Annotated in this window: 19 protein-coding genes and 1 pseudogene; 7 read left to right on the forward strand and 13 right to left on the reverse strand. The window is 37.9% G+C overall.

What is annotated here, in order from left to right; all coding sequences use genetic code 11:
• The first annotated feature begins 256 nt into the window (after positions 1–256).
• Together ACQKFG_RS04565 and ACQKFG_RS04570 are read left to right on the forward strand one after the other, a co-directional pair.
• Positions 257–2,326, forward strand: a complete 2,070-nt coding sequence (locus ACQKFG_RS04565; protein WP_427556612.1) for a Na+/H+ antiporter — start codon at positions 257–259, stop codon at positions 2,324–2,326.
• A 67-nt stretch (positions 2,327–2,393) separates the two neighbouring features.
• Positions 2,394–2,558 carry a hypothetical protein gene (locus tag ACQKFG_RS04570; protein ID WP_427556615.1) on the forward strand — a complete coding sequence of 55 codons (165 nt, stop codon included), beginning with the start codon at positions 2,394–2,396 and terminating at the stop codon, positions 2,556–2,558.
• Positions 2,559–2,678: 120 nt separating this feature from the next.
• Here the strand turns inward: ACQKFG_RS04570 and ACQKFG_RS04575 are convergent, their stop codons facing one another.
• From ACQKFG_RS04575 to ACQKFG_RS04600, 6 genes are all read right to left on the reverse strand, one after another.
• A complete protein-coding gene (locus ACQKFG_RS04575) occupies positions 2,679–3,095 on the reverse strand; it encodes a DUF3021 domain-containing protein (RefSeq protein ID WP_427556618.1) in 417 nt (138 codons plus the stop codon).
• The gene (locus ACQKFG_RS04580; RefSeq protein WP_192207931.1) at positions 3,095–3,550 is read right to left on the reverse strand and encodes a LytTR family DNA-binding domain-containing protein; all 456 of its coding nucleotides are present in this window, start codon (positions 3,548–3,550) and stop codon (positions 3,095–3,097) included. The genes ACQKFG_RS04575 and ACQKFG_RS04580 overlap by 1 nt, the downstream gene beginning before the upstream one ends.
• A 226-nt stretch (positions 3,551–3,776) precedes the next feature.
• Complete coding sequence (locus tag ACQKFG_RS04585; protein ID WP_192207930.1) at positions 3,777–4,262, reverse strand: PaaI family thioesterase; 486 nt, start codon at positions 4,260–4,262, stop codon at positions 3,777–3,779.
• A 279-nt stretch (positions 4,263–4,541) separates the two neighbouring features.
• On the reverse strand, positions 4,542–6,332 hold the full coding sequence (locus ACQKFG_RS04590; RefSeq protein WP_427556622.1) for a hypothetical protein: 1,791 nt from the start codon (positions 6,330–6,332) through the stop codon (positions 4,542–4,544).
• Positions 6,333–6,369: 37 nt separating this feature from the next.
• Positions 6,370–6,693 carry a hypothetical protein gene (locus ACQKFG_RS04595; RefSeq protein ID WP_192207928.1) on the reverse strand — a complete coding sequence of 108 codons (324 nt, stop codon included), beginning with the start codon at positions 6,691–6,693 and terminating at the stop codon, positions 6,370–6,372.
• A gap of 20 nt (positions 6,694–6,713) precedes the next feature.
• Positions 6,714–7,898, reverse strand: coding sequence for a glycosyltransferase family 4 protein (locus ACQKFG_RS04600; RefSeq protein ID WP_427556625.1), 1,185 nt, complete (start codon positions 7,896–7,898; stop codon positions 6,714–6,716).
• Between the two features lie 458 nt (positions 7,899–8,356).
• Between ACQKFG_RS04600 and ACQKFG_RS04605 the strand changes: the two genes are divergently transcribed.
• A complete protein-coding gene (locus ACQKFG_RS04605) occupies positions 8,357–9,193 on the forward strand; it encodes an RMD1 family protein (protein ID WP_192207926.1) in 837 nt (278 codons plus the stop codon).
• 339 nt (positions 9,194–9,532) lie between these two features.
• Here ACQKFG_RS04605 and ACQKFG_RS04610 read toward each other — a convergent pair whose 3' ends face one another.
• From ACQKFG_RS04610 to ACQKFG_RS04635, 6 genes and pseudogenes are all read right to left on the reverse strand, one after another.
• Positions 9,533–10,051 carry a GNAT family N-acetyltransferase gene (locus tag ACQKFG_RS04610; RefSeq protein WP_427556628.1) on the reverse strand — a complete coding sequence of 173 codons (519 nt, stop codon included), beginning with the start codon at positions 10,049–10,051 and terminating at the stop codon, positions 9,533–9,535.
• A gap of 225 nt (positions 10,052–10,276) precedes the next feature.
• Positions 10,277–10,846 (reverse strand): YdhK family protein, encoded by a 570-nt coding sequence (locus tag ACQKFG_RS04615; protein ID WP_427556631.1) that lies wholly within the window; start codon positions 10,844–10,846, stop codon positions 10,277–10,279.
• Between the two features lie 204 nt (positions 10,847–11,050).
• Positions 11,051–11,194: an anti-repressor SinI family protein gene (locus ACQKFG_RS04620; protein WP_260287328.1), complete on the reverse strand. Its 144-nt coding sequence runs from the start codon at positions 11,192–11,194 to the stop codon at positions 11,051–11,053.
• Between the two features lie 356 nt (positions 11,195–11,550).
• Complete coding sequence (locus tag ACQKFG_RS04625; protein ID WP_342615113.1) at positions 11,551–12,168, reverse strand: hypothetical protein; 618 nt, start codon at positions 12,166–12,168, stop codon at positions 11,551–11,553.
• A 192-nt stretch (positions 12,169–12,360) separates the two neighbouring features.
• Positions 12,361–13,128 carry an arylamine N-acetyltransferase family protein gene (locus tag ACQKFG_RS04630; protein WP_192207922.1) on the reverse strand — a complete coding sequence of 256 codons (768 nt, stop codon included), beginning with the start codon at positions 13,126–13,128 and terminating at the stop codon, positions 12,361–12,363.
• Positions 13,129–13,601: 473 nt separating this feature from the next.
• A pseudogene (locus ACQKFG_RS04635) lies at positions 13,602–14,446 on the reverse strand (manganese catalase family protein).
• A 290-nt stretch (positions 14,447–14,736) separates the two neighbouring features.
• Here ACQKFG_RS04635 and ACQKFG_RS04640 point away from each other — a divergent pair.
• The 3 genes from ACQKFG_RS04640 to ACQKFG_RS04650 all read left to right on the forward strand — a co-directional run bounded on the left by ACQKFG_RS04640 (position 14,737) and on the right by ACQKFG_RS04650 (position 16,505).
• Positions 14,737–15,255: a DUF2243 domain-containing protein gene (locus tag ACQKFG_RS04640; RefSeq protein WP_349730384.1), complete on the forward strand. Its 519-nt coding sequence runs from the start codon at positions 14,737–14,739 to the stop codon at positions 15,253–15,255.
• Positions 15,245–16,027, forward strand: a complete 783-nt coding sequence (locus ACQKFG_RS04645; RefSeq protein WP_349730383.1) for a cytochrome c oxidase assembly protein — start codon at positions 15,245–15,247, stop codon at positions 16,025–16,027. The genes ACQKFG_RS04640 and ACQKFG_RS04645 overlap by 11 nt, the downstream gene beginning before the upstream one ends.
• Positions 16,028–16,139: 112 nt before the next feature.
• Positions 16,140–16,505, forward strand: coding sequence for a carboxymuconolactone decarboxylase family protein (locus tag ACQKFG_RS04650; protein WP_192207918.1), 366 nt, complete (start codon positions 16,140–16,142; stop codon positions 16,503–16,505).
• Between the two features lie 58 nt (positions 16,506–16,563).
• Here ACQKFG_RS04650 and ACQKFG_RS04655 read toward each other — a convergent pair whose 3' ends face one another.
• Positions 16,564–17,196 (reverse strand): spore coat protein, encoded by a 633-nt coding sequence (locus ACQKFG_RS04655; protein ID WP_260287322.1) that lies wholly within the window; start codon positions 17,194–17,196, stop codon positions 16,564–16,566.
• Between the two features lie 178 nt (positions 17,197–17,374).
• Here ACQKFG_RS04655 and ACQKFG_RS04660 point away from each other — a divergent pair, with 178 nt between their 5' ends.
• Complete coding sequence (locus ACQKFG_RS04660) at positions 17,375–17,569, forward strand: hypothetical protein (RefSeq protein ID WP_427556637.1); 195 nt, start codon at positions 17,375–17,377, stop codon at positions 17,567–17,569.
• Positions 17,570–17,600: the final 31 nt, after the last annotated feature.

Raw genomic sequence — 17,600 nt, forward strand, 5'->3', positions numbered from 1 at the left:
AAGTTGATATTGAATAAACCGTAATACTTTGTGATATCCTGTTTGTAATTAATAACAAAGGGGTATATCAAAAACCGAGGCCAGTGAAAAATGCTGCCTCTGTTTAAGTATGGATTTTGACAGAAATGCAAGGCCATAAAGTAGGGGATACTTTTTAAAGGATGGATATTCGCTTTAAAATACCTCTGCTTTTTTATCATTTTATAGAAGATTCATGGGCAAACAGACTAAAACATTAGAAGATAAGGGAGATTCTATGTCATTCTTAATCACATTGCTCGGATTATTAGTTTCCACAATAATCGCTACAATATTAAATGCCAAATGGACTCGTATTCCACTGCCGATATATCAGATATCCATGGGAGCAATACTTTCATTATTGCCATTTCCATTATCGTTGGATTTTCACTCAGAATTATTCATGATCTGTGTCATTGCTCCGCTTCTCTTTACAGAAGGAAAAAATACGTCCCGTAAAGAATTGCTTGAATTGCGTAAACCTATTCTGTTATTGGCCTTTGGGTTAGTGTTCGTGACTGTTTTTGCAGGAGGTTTTTTCATCCACTGGTTAATACCCGATATGCCGATGGCTGTCGCTTTTGCTTTAGCAGCAACGATTACCCCTACAGATGCCGTAGCGGTACAATCGATTACAAAAGGGTTGAAATTGCCCGGAAATATGATGCCCATCCTTGAAGGTGAATCACTTTTCAATGATGCTGCTGGAATCGTTGCTTTTAAAGTTGCCTTGACAGCTGCCCTAACTGGGGTATTTTCTATAAAAGATGCTTCGCTAAATTTTATATTTGTAGCTTTAGGCGGTATCTTTATAGGTATCCTATTGGGCTATTTAATCGTTAAATTACGATTATTTTTACGGGTTCATGGACTTGAGGAAATCTCCATGTCCATTGTTATTGAACTGATTACGCCTTTTGCCATATATATGGTAGCTGAGGAATTCCATGTATCCGGAATCTTGGCAGTGGTTGCTGCAGGTGTAATCCATGGCATCGAGCGGGACCGCCTTCAGAGTTCCACAACTAAATTGCAAATTGTATCAACTAATACATGGTCTGTATTAGGTTATGTTTTGAATGGACTTGTATTTGCTTTATTAGGATTCATGTTGCCGAGTGTTTATCAGGAAATTGAGTCCGACCAAAATAGGGGTAATCTTTTTGGGATAAGTGTTCTGATTGTTCTTTTATTATTGGTGATCCGTTTTATTTGGGTATACATTTTACATGATACTTTCACGAAAAACAGAGTGAATCCCTTAGAGCAATTCATCATGTCAAGGGTTCATCCAGAAGATAGCGAAAACACCGATGATGATAATGTCTCAAGATCCCGATTTGCATTTTTGACATCCGTTTGCGGCATTCATGGTACCATCACATTGGCTACAGCTTTATCCATACCATATTTCATGCCGGATGACACTTTATTCCCGATGCGTAATACAGTCTTGTTTATCGCAGCTTGCGTCATATTGTTAAGCGTCATATTAGCTATGGTTCTCTTGCCATTACTGGTAAAGACACCGATTGTATTCAAAGATGAGCGCCTAACCCCTGAGGAGGCTTATGAAATTGTTTTAAATAAAACGATCGAACAGCTGAGCAAAGAAGCAACCATCGATAATCAGAAAGCAGTCCATCAAGTGATGGAAGATTTAAATGAACAACTGATAGATTTGGAGCGGGGAATAACGAATAGACCGGATAATCGGACAATACGCGATTTAGTGGAGCTAGGTGCCAATAAGGAATTGGAGGTCGTTTCTGGATTAGTCGAAAAAGGGACTATATCGGAAACAGCCTTTGAACTTTATAAAGTGTATATTTCAAGAACCTTAAATTATATGCAAAAATCTTCGCTGAAAAGGGCTTGGATCAATTTGCAGGCCATTCTTTTCAAGAAAAAGATCAATGTCAAATGGGATAAAAAATGGGAAGCTAAATTGGAGGACTCCATCGTTAAAAATGCTGACCTGATACGTGAGTTCCGTAAAGCACAAAAAGAAGCTTCAAAGGAAGCTATTTCATTGATCAAACAACAAACTACACCTGAAAACCGTCATGAAGTCATGCTTGTCATTCAAAGATATAATCGTTATTTGAATCCATTCGGAACATTAAGTGAAAAAGAAGCTAATCGCTTTGAAGAGATGGTGAGTCATTTTCAGTTGAATGCAATGCAAATCGAACGTGATATCATTCAGCAAATGGTTGAAGATGAGCAAATATCCATGAAAACAGCGACTGAGCTTAGACAGAACTTAATCTATGATGAAATGTTAATGATAGAAAGCCGATAAATACAAAGAGACACCGATACAACAACGAGCGGTGTCTCTTTATTTAAATCCAAAGGGGGTCAAATAAATGGAGAAATGTCATAGGAAAGATGAAAATAAAAAGACCTGCTATAGATCGAGCAGGTATAAGGGTTTCAGTTTAAGTTGGTACGATATCTTCATGGCACCTGATCCCATTATCCTTTTTGGTGTTCTTGTTCGGTCAAATGGTAAGTTCGTTTTACAGATTTAACTGTTGTTTCAATTGAACATCCTGCAGTTGATGAAGCATCATGAAGCCGGCGGGTTATACGAAAATTCCTTTATTTTCTTGCGGTTCAGCTTTAAACCTCTCTAACTGATCAATCCACGCTCAATTCTCTCTTTTATCAAGTCCATCATTCAATATCTTCACTTGATGGCGGAAATATAGATAGAAAATGATCCAAACGATCATATAGAATGGTATGAAAATCCCAATTCCTATAGCTAATCCTTTTAAGCTGAATGGAATCCACCCAACAAAGAAGGATAATAGGAAGTAAAGGATGCTGACAGTCAGGAAGTGCAGAATGGTTTGAGATAATAAACTCCATTTTTCATTTTCAAAGATGATTGTTGCCGTGCTGAAGAACCAGCCACAGCATAAGCAGCCTATCGCGTTTTTTACAAATATTTCACTGTCTAATGCTGTGACCTCCCCAAAAGCGATCACTCCAAAACACGTCAGCACCATCACGAGTGCCCCAAGGCAAATCCCAGCAAAGCTACGGAATAATAGTGTTTTCATCATAATCCCTTCCTTTTCCATTGAAATGCTTTCTTGATCCCTTGAACATAGTGGCGAGAAACATATTCTTTTTCCCCTGATCGGAAATACACACATAAGGTACCGTTGAAAGATGCCTCGAATCTGTTTAACTCATCCAAATTGGCAATCACTGACTTGGACAAACGCACGAATTGATTACCAGGAAGGTCCTTTTCCAGTTCATATAACCTTTCTTTCATTTCGAAAGTACCCTGTTTCGTCCGCACCATTATGGAATCTTGCTCTGTGAACAAACAGATAATTTCTTCTGCCCGGAAGACATGCTGCATTCCTTCTTTTCTACCAACAAAATACGGTCTTTTCCTCTCCTTTAAGCGCTCCATCAGTTCCTGCACTTCCTCATTCCATTCATGATTGCGGATAAGCACCTCTATCGCCTTGATCTCCTTATCTATCTCTACGTTTATTTTCATTCTGCGACCTCCCTTTGCTTATAATGTAAGTATATTAATATCTTCGATATATCGTTTGTGATTTCCAGCTACATGTCGCTTTATAGCGATAACATGCTTGAAATGGATACTCATATACACTAAATAACCGTCCAAATAATTGGACGGCCCTTTGCAAAAATCTTAATTCCCTTTTGATTGCGTTCATATTAATTAGCTTATTTAATGAACTTTTCCAAGAGTTCGATCACTCTTTGCTTGTAAACGTACTTGGCATCACCACAGCGACAACCTCGCCTCGGGCGCAAAGTTTATCGATCGCAAATACCTCTGTTTCGATTCTCCATTTCTTAGGATGAATCTCATGAATTTTTCCAACGGCCATTAATGGCACATCATTTGGGGTTGGCTTTACGAACTCCACTTTCAGTGAAGCTGTCACGAACCTGGGAGGCTCCACTCCATCTCCAACTTCATGCCCATTTTTACGATGCATTGCCAGTGCAGCTGAACCTGTTCCATGACAATCAATTAACGATGCAATCAAGCCACCATAAACAAATCCTGGAATTGCGATATGCTCTGGACGTGGTGTATAAATTGTCCTTGTTTGTTCGCCTTGCCAACCCGTTCGAAAATGATGACCATCTTTATTTAACCGACCACATCCATAACACCATGCAAATTCATCTGGATAATCATCTTGAATCGCTTTTAGCACATTCTCCTCCATCAACTCTCCCCCCTTTTTCAGAATATTATAACACTACTAAAGGATAATCGGTCTATTTAGGTAAATGGTGAAAGAGTAGTGTTTTAGTTTTAATTTTCATGAAATCGTAAAATGACGCAGCTTTATACATACTGAGGAAATCGACAACATACATAAAAAGTTTGCAAGGATCCCTTGCTCCTTTATTCGATATAAATGACAAAGGCCCCTGTATGCTTGCAGCATTCAGGAGCTTTCCTTTGACTAATATATAGTTAAGAAGTGTCTGCCATTGCATTATTAAAAGTTAAGCCTTTTTCTTAAATCCCAATATTTGAATGTCATTTTACCCATTTTCGACTTCGAAAGTGAATCATATTTACGTCCAAGTGTTAGGTTCTGTTTTTCCAGCTTAGTAATTTGTTTAAGCTGAACTGTGTTCAGTTTTTTTAATTGCTTCACTTCTTTAACCAATTCTTTATTTTTCACTTTAATTTCATTGTTTTTATTATCGACAATTGCCTGTTCTTTCATTGAAACTTCCACATCTTTTGGTTTTAATTTAGGATTGCCATAGGTTTCAAACCCTATGGTTTTTAAATATGGCATGTTATTTTGAAAATTTTGTTCAAAGTTTCCATAACTTTTATGGATGTGGAGAAATGTATAACATCCAGATTTTTCTACTGAAGTGATTTGACCATACCCAGACAGTTTAAACAGTTTTTCAACTCGTTTTATTTCTTCAGGTATGTTTTTGACAATATAGATGAAAACTTCGTCAACATTAAACTCTGCAGGCAATTTCCCCACTTTTTTTGATGGTGCAAGCTTATTCAGTTCATCAAAATCATCTTCATCAATATAAAAGATATCCGTGCTTTCATTCACATAATCTGTAATACGTTTGCTCCATAATAGACCTTGCAGTTTTTTTATGGCTTCCGAAAATAAAAATTGCCTGCTAACTTGATACATTCGTTGCGCCGCAAACTCATATATATCCTTATTACATAGCGCTAATTTGACAGCTTCACGGAAATCCTTCTCTGTAACGGCATATAACGGGTAATCTTCGCCAAAAAGCTTTATATGCATTTCAGTTGGATTCATTATTACAGCCTTCCTTAAGATCCCATACTCCAATAGCTTTGTAGACAGTTCCAGACTGCTGTCCATTTCCTCACTTCTCCAGGTTATCCCAATATCACTGTTCACGATTAATTGTTGGGCATTCTCCCTTGTCAATGCCCCGTACCATGTAAGCCCATCTGTATTTTTAAGGAGGTATGCCGCTTCTTCCTTAAACTGAGAATCATCTTTAACCCATTTGAATTTATCCCCCGCTACATCAAGTGACAGATTCGGAATCTCGCGTTTTAATTCTTTAAAAGCAATAATGATGGGAATGGTCTTCCAATCCGGGTCGAATTTCCCTGTATATACAAGTTTGTTTTTTAACCGGGTCTGCCCTTCTGCTGATTCAACGTTCGGTATCATCGGCGTAAGCAGGGAAACTTTGTTTTTTTCTTTATTCAAATTAAGAATCTCAATGACAAAATCGCACATCTCTTCTGTTTGACATAAGAAATACGCACACTGATCATATATATTTTTGATGCTCTCAAATTTTTCTTCATTAACATCCTGACCTATGTGAGTCAAGCCTGTAGCATAAACTAATGTATTCTTTATGATATGCTTATGCTTTGCTATTTTTTCAACAGTCTCAATGCTTCTTACAAATAGCCAATCATATTCCTTTTGACTCCAATAATGTGAAATGAGCATTTCAGCTATATCAAAATCAATGACACCTTTTTTTACCCACTCATCATCGGTGGCCCTAAAAAAAGGATCAACAAAAGGATTGAGAATGGTTATATTATCAAATTTCTCAAGAGGCTGAATTAAGATATCACGTTTGACCGGGCTAGCTAAAAGTAAGTCAACTTCGATGTTGGAATCTAACGCAATGGTCGATGCTAAGGAAGATAAAAAAACTGCAGACCCATCCATTGAATTCATGTCAATAAAGCCAAATAGAAGCACCTTCATTTTTCTGTTTTCAACTAGTTCATGTGAATTCAAAGTTTTCACTCCAATGACTGAAATCTGATATGAATTTTTATTTTTTTATTTGCTCTTTAATAGATGATTTAAGCGCAAGATATTTTAGCGTGAATTTCCCTGCATATGTAACGTTGAATTTGTGTTCTAATAACTTAAGTCTTCGCATTTCTTTGTTAAGCTTAATATTTTCTATTTGGGCCATCTTACTTTTTTCTAATTCTTCCCGCAGCCTATTATTTTCTTTTGTCATATTCTCAATTATTTTTTGCTTTTCAGTGCCACTTGCCTCTATGAGCTCCAATGTCATGGACATCATGTCTTTCATTTGTAATTCAAGTTCCTCATACATAGTTTTCCAATATTCGTTTCGTTCGTCCATATTGAAAAAACTCCCCTCATTTAACCTTGGATAATCTCCAATTCTCTTTTAATAACAACATCTACCGCGCATTTTTCACGAATCGACTGAGAAGCTTGTTTTGACACTCTTAAAAATACGTCCGAGTTGTAATATAAGCGCTCTATTGCATCCGCAATATCGATAGGAGACTCAGGTTTTGTAAGAAGGCCAGAAACGTCGTGTTTAACGAATTCCGGAATTGCCGTGATATCTGTTGAAATCGGCACTAGCCCACTGGACATGGCCTCGCACATTGAAACACCTTGAGAATCCAAACGGGTCGGGCAAAGGAAAATTCCATACTCCTTATGTAATGCAGCGATTTGCTCCTGAGATAGGAAACCTTTATGAATCGTTACATTCTCAAAATCCCGGATTGGCTCAACGGTTAGATCGAACAATTTCCCATCACCATAAAATCCAAATTCCAACTTATCGAAGTATGGTCTCTTCGATAGTTCCAGCACCGCTTTCACCGATAAATCATTGGCGTATTTTCGTGAAGCATATGGCCTGATTGAAAGGACTTTTGTCCGCTTTTCAACGGGCTTTTCCATAAAGGTAAACAGATTGTCATCTATTACATTAGGAATGATTACTGAATTTTTCGATTCTGTTCTTGCGTCACATTCCGCAATATGTTCTTTGAACCATTTGGAAACATGAACAAAGGTTGTATCCAATTCATTCGTTTGATAAAACCAATTCATAAAAGAAAGCTGTTCTACATAATAGTCTTCCGACATTTCAAGTATCTTCCTCAAGCTTTCAGGGCTTTCAAGAAAATTAAACCATCTCCTATGCCATGCCTCCGTTTCAAATCCATGTATCCAGGTGATAATCGGTAAATCTGTGTTCGTTTCTTTTATCGCTTGTATCATTTTTGGATTAACAAAATGAATGAGCGCTTTTTTATGTACTTTATGATTTAAGAAAATGCGCAGATGTTGTTCAGTTCCTCGATAAACAGGCACATCTTCATACGTATATTTTTCTGCTTTTTTATAGGCAGGATGCAAAACAAAGACATCGACCTTCAAACCCTCATCTAGATAAGCCTTGACTCTTCTGTGGATAAATCCATTCCGATATAACTGATCTTCATGTGGATAAGCATTCGTAATGATTACATATCTATCTTTTTCACTAAATGTAAGCTCATATAGATTTATAGATTCCTCCATTTTTGTTCACTCCTACTATTCAGTCATCTTCAATCAGCCTGCTACTCATCTGTAAATGAAGGATTTTTAGAAGACCCTTTTGCAATCACTTTTAAAACCGTCAATCGATTATAACAAACATGTATTACTGAATATTGACATCAATATGAGAATTCTGTAAATATAAGTAAAGTTTTCATGAACTTTTATATATTTTTGTTAAATTTCAGTAATGACATAACCGGGAGGATCAGCATTCGTATAATCGCCCTCTTACATATAAACTATTATATTTTAAGTCTGTTAATAAGACCTGGGAGTGTAGAGCATAAAACCAAAAGCTCATATCCTTTATGGGATTTATTGGGTCCAAGGACCAATCAGTAACCTTTTTCTACCTTCAAGAATTATTCAAGCATGTTTTTGTAAGAATAGAATAGAATCGAAAAAAGACCAATTTGCTGAAGAGAGTGATATAGATGGAACCCATTACCTTTAAAGCATGTGCAATCACTAATGAAATTGATTTGAACAAAATTGCCATTCATTGCGGCATTCCTAAAAAATTCACCTGGGAAGAGCCTTTAATCCTTAAAGGCGATATTCTAAGTTCCATCCTTAATAAAAATGTGGACGAATCGCAACAGGTGCTGGTTTTCTCCTTTGGCAGCATTGTCTTCATTAATTATTCACACGCGGATGAGATTAAGGAGTTTTCATCCTTTATCCATTCTTTCGAGCCGGACATTGATCTCGTTAATGTAGACAAATATACAGACGATTACAGACTTCACTTCAGTGAAACTGAAAACATCAATTTGACAGACGAATATGTAGTTGTGCCTAAATATGAATTTTTCTATCCTGAATTAATTTCCACGATTCTCGCTAAATCGGTGGCACTTGAAAAAACAGAGGAACAACTCGGAAAAATCCACGACAAGCTCGAAGCCATGATAGACCGGCTGGAAAAAGGCAAACTGAGAATCGGCAACAAGGAATTAGCGAGGACGACGGCAAAAATCGTTCGTCACGAGTACAATACCCTAGCGTATATCATGATTCTGGATAAACCTGATATTACATGGACAAGCAGTATTGCTGGCGAATTTTATGACAGAATGCTTGATTTTTTTGAATTGAATGATCGGTATAAAATCTTGAAAAGTAAAACCGAAATTTTATATAACATTATGGATGGGTTTTCTAACATCAGCCATTCGATCAGGGGACTTTTCGTTGAATGGATCATTGTGATTCTCATTGTCTTTGAGATTGTTCTGACCATTTTAGAAATTGTAGGATGGATACCATGAATTCTGAATATGCCGTATCCATATTAATGGTGAAAATTTTCCTGCATAGCAGGTTGGATGGATGGAGAACTTCCAAAAAATAAGCATCATTAAGATGCTTATTTTGCGTTTAACCACTCTTTCATTTTTAAGTTACTGTGTATGGAAGTTTAATTAAATTCCATCCATACCGGGGACTAGGTATTTTTGGGGATTCGCATCTCCTTTATACCTCTAATAATGATTGGTCCCCCTATCGTTTACCTATTATGGGAGAACGTTTTTCTTCTATCATACTACCCGAGGTTGCCAACACGTCCCACTGCCCTCTATATATTCCGGAAGTTATCTAAAGCTCCCTTAATCCAGAGCAAAATGGAAAATAAATTCCTCCCCTTCTTCCCCCTTAAATCTGTATCCTTTGTCAACGAATCCAGCTTTTTTATATAAATTTATCGCTGGAACATTCGAATGATGCACTGTTAGTATAATCTCATTTTTATCTGGATGACTTAGTTTGATCATCTCAGGCAACACTTTTAAAGTCTTAAAAGCCAGCCCCTTTTTTTGATGGCGCAAATCCAAGGAGAATGATTTAAGAAGAACCGCATTCTCATTACTTGTATATTGATTTCCCGCTTTATCCGTATATAAGGCAAAACAACCGATCAAATCCTCATCTAAATAAATGACCATGGGGAGGTTATATTTATCCTTTCTGAAGTCTTCGATAACTTTCAAAGGTAAAGAAGTATAGATTGCTTGTTCTTTAGGTAAACAATAGTTGCTCAGCGCCTCATAGTCATTTTCGATAAAAGGCCTAATGGTTAATCCAGTCAACATATTTGCACCCCATTTTTCACATTTTGATATATCCACATTAACATATACTAAAATTTTACAATTCCCCACAAACAATAATTTCCAAAAATGATTATTCACAAAAAAGGAATGGCTTGTTTGCCATTCCTTCAGACTGTAGAAAAACTCGAAGAAAAGCGAGTTGATTACAACTTTTAAAAAAAACGTTCCTGGTAAAAAAGGAACCATTAAGGATAACCAAGGCTTATTTTCTTCTTCCTTTTTGCAAATCATGATGTTAAATCATTCAGATGCCGATAATTCACTTTCCGTTACCCATTTATGGTTCTTTACCTTTTCTCCCCCCGTAGTCGGTGTATAATCGACCATATAAACAGTTGTTTTTTCAGCAGATTCAACTTCAGCGACTGTTCCGTTCATCCCTTCCATATGAGAAGCATTTACTGTGACCTTCGCTCCGGGTTCATACGTATTCTCTCCTGCATCTTTGATTTCTTCGTGTATGATCCATTTATGATTTTCCACTTTTTCCCCGCCGGTTGCAGGCGTATACGAAATGGCATAAGCAGTCGTATCAAATGCACCCACTATTGTTGCTTCAGCCCCCCTCATGCCTTCCATATGACCTGATTTGATAATCGCTTGACTTCCAACTTCATATGTTGGATTTTCTGCAGCTTTTAATCCTTCAGGAACATCACCCGAGCTAGAATGGTTCATATCCATTTCACTATGTCCCATTTCTTCTTTATCCTCTTTGTTTTTATCATCGCTGTTGGAACATGCGCCAAGGATTAAAAACAGCGCTGCCAATAATGATAGGATGATAGGCAATTTTGTTCTTTTTTTCATATTGAGTAAACCTCCTTTATGATTGCATCTATCTTACCAATTAAATATGCAGAAAATATGGAGTGACTCGTGGAAAAAGTAATGGTACCTCATACTTTTTTTACAATAGTCTTGCCTGAATTGAACCTGATAGCGTTATTATTAAAGATCTGAAAAAAGAAGAACCATTCCACGTCATAGAAAAATCACCTAACAGAATTCTATTTAACCACCACAATCTTTACTTTTATTGCTATTCGACTTTTCTTGCAAAAACTTTTTGAATTGCTCTTTTGTAATATCCGATTTCATTGCCAATGTGACTAATTCCAGCCATTCGTCAGGAAGGTTTCCATCAAAATCCTTCATATCATCATCTCTTTCTTTTTATTTTTAGTCTATTTTTCCAATAATGTCTAAAACTATATTCGGAATATCATTATAAATTATCTCAATCATCCATAGCTGCATTTTAGTGTAAATTTATTAAGTCTTTACATTTATACATAAGGCCCCCCATGTTTGTTTGTAATCAGGGAATTCACCATTCTTCTATATTAATAACCTTAATTATTTCATAATAAAAGTGAACAGCATGCTCTCGCGTAGTTTAACAGAGGTAAAAAAGGATGGATTATTGATAGAGGGTATTTGAGGTGATCAATCCTTCCGGATATTGCCTGGTAATCAAGCAAGAAGGACTTGGTCAAAAGTCCTTCTTATGTCTAGTCTCCCAAAGTTGATTGTTCGATTTTTTGCATGATATGCGAAAGGTTCATGGAGGCATGTTTTTTATAATCCCTGCCTATGGATTTGAATAACCCTTTCGCTATACCTATTAACATGATTTTGGTATGTCCATCCGAAATAATGGACTTATTAGGGAAACTTGATTCAGCTTGCGCACCGCCAATCTTATTAGCTGTTTCCTTAATAAAATCAATGATTTTAATTTCCTGGATTTCCCCATCAATGTCGGTTTTATAGATAATTTGATTTCTCCAAAGCTTAAGCTCAATCCTCTGTTTAGTATAATCGAAGAGGTCTTCCGTGATATGAACATTGCTCATTTGAATGGAGTCTTTAATGGGATACAATTTCGGGTTAGGATTGATTTTCTTTATTAAGGATTGGTCAATCGTGACCTTTTCCCGCTTAATGCGCGTATTTTTCGTTTCACATAAAATCAGCCTTAACTGTCCGGCAATTATATTGTTGAACTCTTCTAATCCAAAGAGTTCAACGAGCATTACGCTATATTCCAAAATGGTGATCGCTTCATCGAATTTTCGTTTAGCAGCTGTATTCGATCTAGTAAAAACCAATCGATTCTTCCTCTCCATATCCTTCTCACCCCACTGAATTCGAATTTATTGAATAAATATTAAAAACTTCCGTAATGGATTATTTAGACTGTAGGCAAATTCGAAAAAAGCGAGTTTGCCTACGTTTTTTTCGAATTTCGCTTCCTTTCCGCAGCCTGGCCGCCGGTATTCATAAAAAAGACTGTCGGGAATGGACAGTCTTTTTATCCACTATCTATCGAAGTGCTGTTTCATTAACTCTTTAAATCGTGTTCCATCTATTTCTTCTTTCGTCACTTTCCCATCTTCCCACCGTGTAAAGGATGTATCAGTTAAAGTGATGTTCCCGCTGTTTGTCAAACGGGTGATTAATGGATGTTTATTAAATGGCGATTGGGGATTTTCCCTGATGATCGTTTGGACCTCATTAAGTTCCGCTACATTTCCTACTGGTTTTGAAGAATCAAAAGCATACCCTATTCTCCAATCGCGATCTTTATGTTTCAGTTTCAATTCAAGGATATGATCTCCATGGTCGGTACTTTCTTTTTTTATCCTGAATTCACCATTTTGGGAAACGACCGTTTCCCCGTTCAACGGAACTGGTTTTAAAGGCAGATTCCCGCCAAAACCCGTATCGATCAAATAGGTTCTCCCCTCATGGTTCAATAGAATGGTGACATGGGTCCTTCCTATGGTCATCCACCCCTGATTATAGATGACACCCCGTACCAAGAATACATCAAAGTCATTTTCCTTCAGGAAAAAATAAAGGGCTGCATTCAATTCATAGCATAATCCACCCTCATTCCTCACGAGGACCTTGTTCATGATATTCGATTTATTAATATCACTCAAATGGGATGCCATGATCGATAAGTTTTCAAAAGGAATGGTTTTCGCTGTCTTTTCCAGCATTTCATCTAATTTCTCAAATGTCAGTTTCACATCTTCCTGGAGCCCTATTCTTTTCCTGAATAATGCATTCAGTTCATTCATTAAGATTCCCCCTTAGACAGATACCGACGAAGAGTATCTTGACTTTGTATATATTCATTATACTTTGTCCATATTTCATTCTTCAATAAATCTGCCATTAGCTCCACCTTTTCCCTTTCACCACTTACCCAGACCCTTCATTCACCAATATTAGATTGGCCATATAACCGGATTTCCCTTCTCGTGAAATAATATCCGTTCTATTTATCGCAAAAACTTTCACCTTAATTAATATTCGACCTTTTCCGGGGTGGGCTTGGAAAGATCTTTAAATAGTAATTTTTCCGCACCTATTGCTTTCATTTGTCCCACTTCTTACTATTTAAAGTAGTGTCCATCCTTTAATAAAGTTGTCTTGAAGATGAACACTATGCTACTCCAAAACATACCCACAGGCAAATAATCAGATTTTGTAAACATAAAAAAACCGATGTCCCTTTAGGGGCCATCGAGCCTCTTTTGAAAAGTTTCCATTACCTTTTATTAAGTGATTGACTTCTATCCAGGTCATGATGCAATTGTGCTGCCGGAACCTTAGGGTTAGGAATCTGCCCCTTTGCAACTGGTTCAGCAACATAAACAAAATCTCCCGTACCATCTGGGGCGCTTCCTGTTGCCCAAAGGCCGTCTCCTGATTCATTACCTTCTGACAAGTTCCAGAATTCGTACGCTTCCGGTTGAGATTCCATTTCCGCTTCCGGTGGGAATGACGCGGGAACGACAACGCCATTTTTTTCTTCAAGTTCTGCAATGGCCGCCATCCATTGATATTGGTGGTAACGATCACGGGCTAACATTTTACGGAAGGTAGCACGTACCCCTTCATCTTTGGTCATATGGTATAAGCGGGCCACTTGAAGGCGTCCTTGGCTTTCAGCATGGAGATTCGATCGCATGTCCGCTAATAGATTTCCGCTCGCTACAATATAAGATCCGTTCCAAGGCACCCCATTTGAGTTGTTGGCAGTCCGCCAAGTCCGCTTACGAGCAAATGTTGGGGATTAATTCCACCCATGATTGCTGCTGTGGCAGGATCTTTTGCAGCTTCTGACTGATCTTCCGGAGAAGCGCCATCAAGTAATTGACTAATGAGCGAACAAAGCATCTCTACATGTCCAATTTCCTCTGTACCAATATCCATCAGCATATCTTTGTATTTTTCTTCTCCACGGCAGTTGAAGCCCTGAAAAAGATATTGCATCATGACAGTCATTTCCCCAAACTGTCCACCTAACACTTCCTGAATTTGACGTGCAAGCATCGGATCTGGCCGCTCTACCTTAACTTCAAATTGCAATTCTTTTTGATGACGAAACAAATTAACTCCTCCTTTTTTTAATAGTTGACTTTCTAGGTTTTTATTACCCGCCTGCCCATGCTTGAAACATGGATCCAGTTATAACGAACAATAATTTGAAAAAAATTTACATGCAATCAACAATGAACATTGAACTAAAAATCCAAGGATTATTTTAGGACTATGAATCAATAATAAGCTTTAAAAAGATCCATATACCTGTCTATAACTTTACAATACAGGGTACAGTAGAAGAACCATATATAGGAAAACCAACCACATTATAAAGAAACTTAAAAGGAGGAGGGAAAATGGATTTCAGGCCCCGAAATCAAAAAAATCAATCCATTTCAGAATTACGATATACTTATTCCGCTCGTAATCTATGGTCCGGTTTTCTATTCGGGATCGGATTGGTGGCATTCATCGATGAGGCCATCTTTCATCAACTATTACATTGGCATCATTTCTATGACAAGTCCTCATCCAGCATCGGACTTGTCTCGGATGGTTTATTTCATGCCCTAAGCTGGTTCGCAACGGTCGGGTCTCTGTTCATGTTCGCTGACCTTCGCCGCCGAAAGGGATTATGGCTGAAAAGGTGGATAGGAGGAGTTTTGCTTGGGGCAGGTGCTTTTCAGTTATATGATGGGACCATCCAGCACAAGCTAATGCGTCTCCATCAAATCCGTTACAATGTAGATATTCTCCCATACGACTTGATCTGGAACATTGCAGCCGCAATCATGATACTGATCGGCATTATCTTTGTCATTCAAACAAGAAGCAGCTTACTTAAAATGAAAGAAGATGGCCGCAATGGACAGTAATGGACATATTCATGAAAATGGAACTGGTATTGAACCGATTTTATTGATTCTTTTCTCACTTGTTATCATTATTTATATCGCAGCTGTCGTATTTTCGAACCGCCGCTATAAAAAATGGCCCTTATACCGGACTTTCTTTTGGATTCTTGGCACCATTTGTGCAGTCTTTGCAGTTATAGGCCCCATAGCCAATCGGGCGCATCTGGACTTCACCGCGCACATGGTTGGTCATTTATTGCTTGGAATGATTGCACCCATCCTACTCGTGCTTGCTGCACCTATAACTCTTGCACTGCGAACACTTGATGTACAATCAGCAAGACTCCTTTCAAAGTTGTTGAAAAGTTGGCCGCTGCGAATTTTAAGTCATCCAATCACTGCTTCCGCGCTTAATATTGGGGGACTCTGGATACTTTATACGACTGGGTTATATGGGTTGATGCATCAAAATTCTCTTCTATATGCCTTGGTGCATTTTCACGTGTTCATAGCCGGCTATCTATTCACTGCGTCCATGATCTATATGGACCCTGCGCCACACAGGTTCAGCTTCATGTTTCGAGCTATCGTATTTACAATTTCACTAGCCGGCCATGATATCCTTTCTAAATATGTATTTGCTCACCCTCCAACCGGAGTCACCAAGGAACAAGCGGAAAATGGAGGAATGCTAATGTACTATGCCGGTGATGCCATTGACGTTGCACTTATCTGCATCCTTTGCTATCAATGGTTCAAAGCCACCCGGCCTAAGGGTTCACTTGCCTTGTAGGAAGGACGGTTCCATGATTACTTAGGTAAACTCCATGTTTCTGTTTATTCATCCAGCATTTAGCTCATACTAATTTTTGATGAAAAAAATTTAGGATGGAGCTGAATGGAAAATGGAATTCGAAGCTAATAATTCTACTGAAAATGCTCTTCGTGATTATAAAGCTGGAATCGGTGTCTTTACGCATAAAATGCCTGATCTCGCAGAGAAATTCAATTCATTTACGGAAGAGTGCTTTAAAGAAGGTCAATTATCCCAGAAAGAAAAACAGCTTATCGCACTAGGAATAAGCTTATATTCTCAAGATGAATACTGTATTATCTATCATACAAAGGGATGTCTTGATCAAGGCTGTTCCGAACAAGAAATTCTTGAAGCCATTGGCGTGACCGCAGCATTTGGCGGAGGAGCCACCATGAGTCAGGCTGTAACCCTCGTCCAGGAAAGCATCCAGGAAATAAATCAGATGAAACAATGATAAAAAAAGGGATAGGAGAGTTAGTCCTATCCCTTTTTTATGTTCTTAACAAATGCTTTTAATGACTCATGTTGTTGTTATTTCCTTGTGCAGGTGCATACGAATTCAACATTTGTTGCATATCCTGCTGTGCAAGCTGAGGAACTTGGTAGTAATGATGTTTGTTTTGATATATCGAAATCTCATATGCCATTTCAATGCAGTTCGGAACGGAATCTGCAAATACGCGGCGAACCACCGGATTCGTTATTTCAAGCGCTGCCATCGCTTTCATGGATGCTGCAGACTTGACAGCTCCAAGCATCAAGCCTGAAATGCATTCATCCGTAATTTCCGAGACGGATTGCAAAGGTTTCTTTGGCTGCGTTGGTGTCAATCCATATATAAAATCGTTATCTTGATTCATTTTGTAGCTCTGAGTCCGTTTAGAAGGATCCTGGCCCGTTTGGAAGCACTCCAATGAAATATTATATTCATCTTGGATGAACTGATATTGACGATCCAGGATGTCAAGTAATTCCTGATCCTTGATATGCTGACGCAAAAGAGTATACGTGTTTAAAGTACCAATCGTTCCCGACAACACTTCATGTACATCGAATACTTCGTGACCACCGTGATTCATTTGTGGAGGAATTGCCCCCGTTTGCATGTTCTGGTGTACTTGACCTTGTTGATATTGGTTTTGCATTGTATTTCCCTCCTCGTTTTATCAATGATGCGAACAAGTTTAGTATGTTGAACCCCAACTGGATTATTCAATCTAAACTCTTCCAAGAAGACTAATTAAGCTGCAGACATGTTTTCTGTATAAAAAAAACGTGACGTTTTAAACTATAAACACATTTATTTCAATGGGAGGATTTCTAATGACACATAAATACTTCTATTGTACTGATGAAACGGAAGAAAAAAAATCCATGCCGGAACGCTTCAAGTTACTGACATGGATAGAAATGAAATGCTCTGTGATAATGTTATCAAGAATGGCTATAAGGAATAAAAGGTTAAGTATTAAAATCCCTCTAGCATTTCCCAAACAGCAACGATGCATGCTTGGATAAATTCAGGGTAACTTAAACCCGTTAATGAATT

It is taken from the genome of Peribacillus sp. NPDC076916, from assembly GCF_050269675.1.
Lineage (GTDB): Bacteria > Bacillota > Bacilli > Bacillales > DSM-1321 > Peribacillus > Peribacillus aracenensis.

Bases quoted from the DNA above. Each gene is read 5' to 3' on its own strand.
- ACQKFG_RS04650 (WP_192207918.1), top strand. From the start codon at position 16,140: ATGGAATTCGAAGCTAATAATTCTACTGAAAATGCTCTTCGTGATTAT.
- ACQKFG_RS04620 (WP_260287328.1), bottom strand. From the start codon at position 11,194: ATGAAGGATTTTGATGGAAACCTTCCTGACGAATGGCTGGAATTAGTC.
- ACQKFG_RS04655 (WP_260287322.1), bottom strand. From the start codon at position 17,196: ATGCAAAACCAATATCAACAAGGTCAAGTACACCAGAACATGCAAACG.
- ACQKFG_RS04580 (WP_192207931.1), bottom strand. From the start codon at position 3,550: ATGAAAATAAACGTAGAGATAGATAAGGAGATCAAGGCGATAGAGGTG.
- ACQKFG_RS04565 (WP_427556612.1), top strand. From the start codon at position 257: ATGTCATTCTTAATCACATTGCTCGGATTATTAGTTTCCACAATAATC.
- ACQKFG_RS04605 (WP_192207926.1), top strand. From the start codon at position 8,357: ATGGAACCCATTACCTTTAAAGCATGTGCAATCACTAATGAAATTGAT.
- ACQKFG_RS04640 (WP_349730384.1), top strand. From the start codon at position 14,737: ATGGATTTCAGGCCCCGAAATCAAAAAAATCAATCCATTTCAGAATTA.
- ACQKFG_RS04595 (WP_192207928.1), bottom strand. From the start codon at position 6,693: ATGGACGAACGAAACGAATATTGGAAAACTATGTATGAGGAACTTGAA.
- ACQKFG_RS04585 (WP_192207930.1), bottom strand. From the start codon at position 4,262: ATGGAGGAGAATGTGCTAAAAGCGATTCAAGATGATTATCCAGATGAA.
- ACQKFG_RS04600 (WP_427556625.1), bottom strand. From the start codon at position 7,898: ATGGAGGAATCTATAAATCTATATGAGCTTACATTTAGTGAAAAAGAT.
- ACQKFG_RS04625 (WP_342615113.1), bottom strand. From the start codon at position 12,168: ATGGAGAGGAAGAATCGATTGGTTTTTACTAGATCGAATACAGCTGCT.
- ACQKFG_RS04570 (WP_427556615.1), top strand. From the start codon at position 2,394: ATGGAGAAATGTCATAGGAAAGATGAAAATAAAAAGACCTGCTATAGA.
- ACQKFG_RS04630 (WP_192207922.1), bottom strand. From the start codon at position 13,128: ATGAATGAACTGAATGCATTATTCAGGAAAAGAATAGGGCTCCAGGAA.
- ACQKFG_RS04575 (WP_427556618.1), bottom strand. From the start codon at position 3,095: ATGAAAACACTATTATTCCGTAGCTTTGCTGGGATTTGCCTTGGGGCA.
- ACQKFG_RS04660 (WP_427556637.1), top strand. From the start codon at position 17,375: ATGACACATAAATACTTCTATTGTACTGATGAAACGGAAGAAAAAAAA.
- ACQKFG_RS04645 (WP_349730383.1), top strand. From the start codon at position 15,245: ATGGACAGTAATGGACATATTCATGAAAATGGAACTGGTATTGAACCG.
- ACQKFG_RS04615 (WP_427556631.1), bottom strand. From the start codon at position 10,846: ATGAAAAAAAGAACAAAATTGCCTATCATCCTATCATTATTGGCAGCG.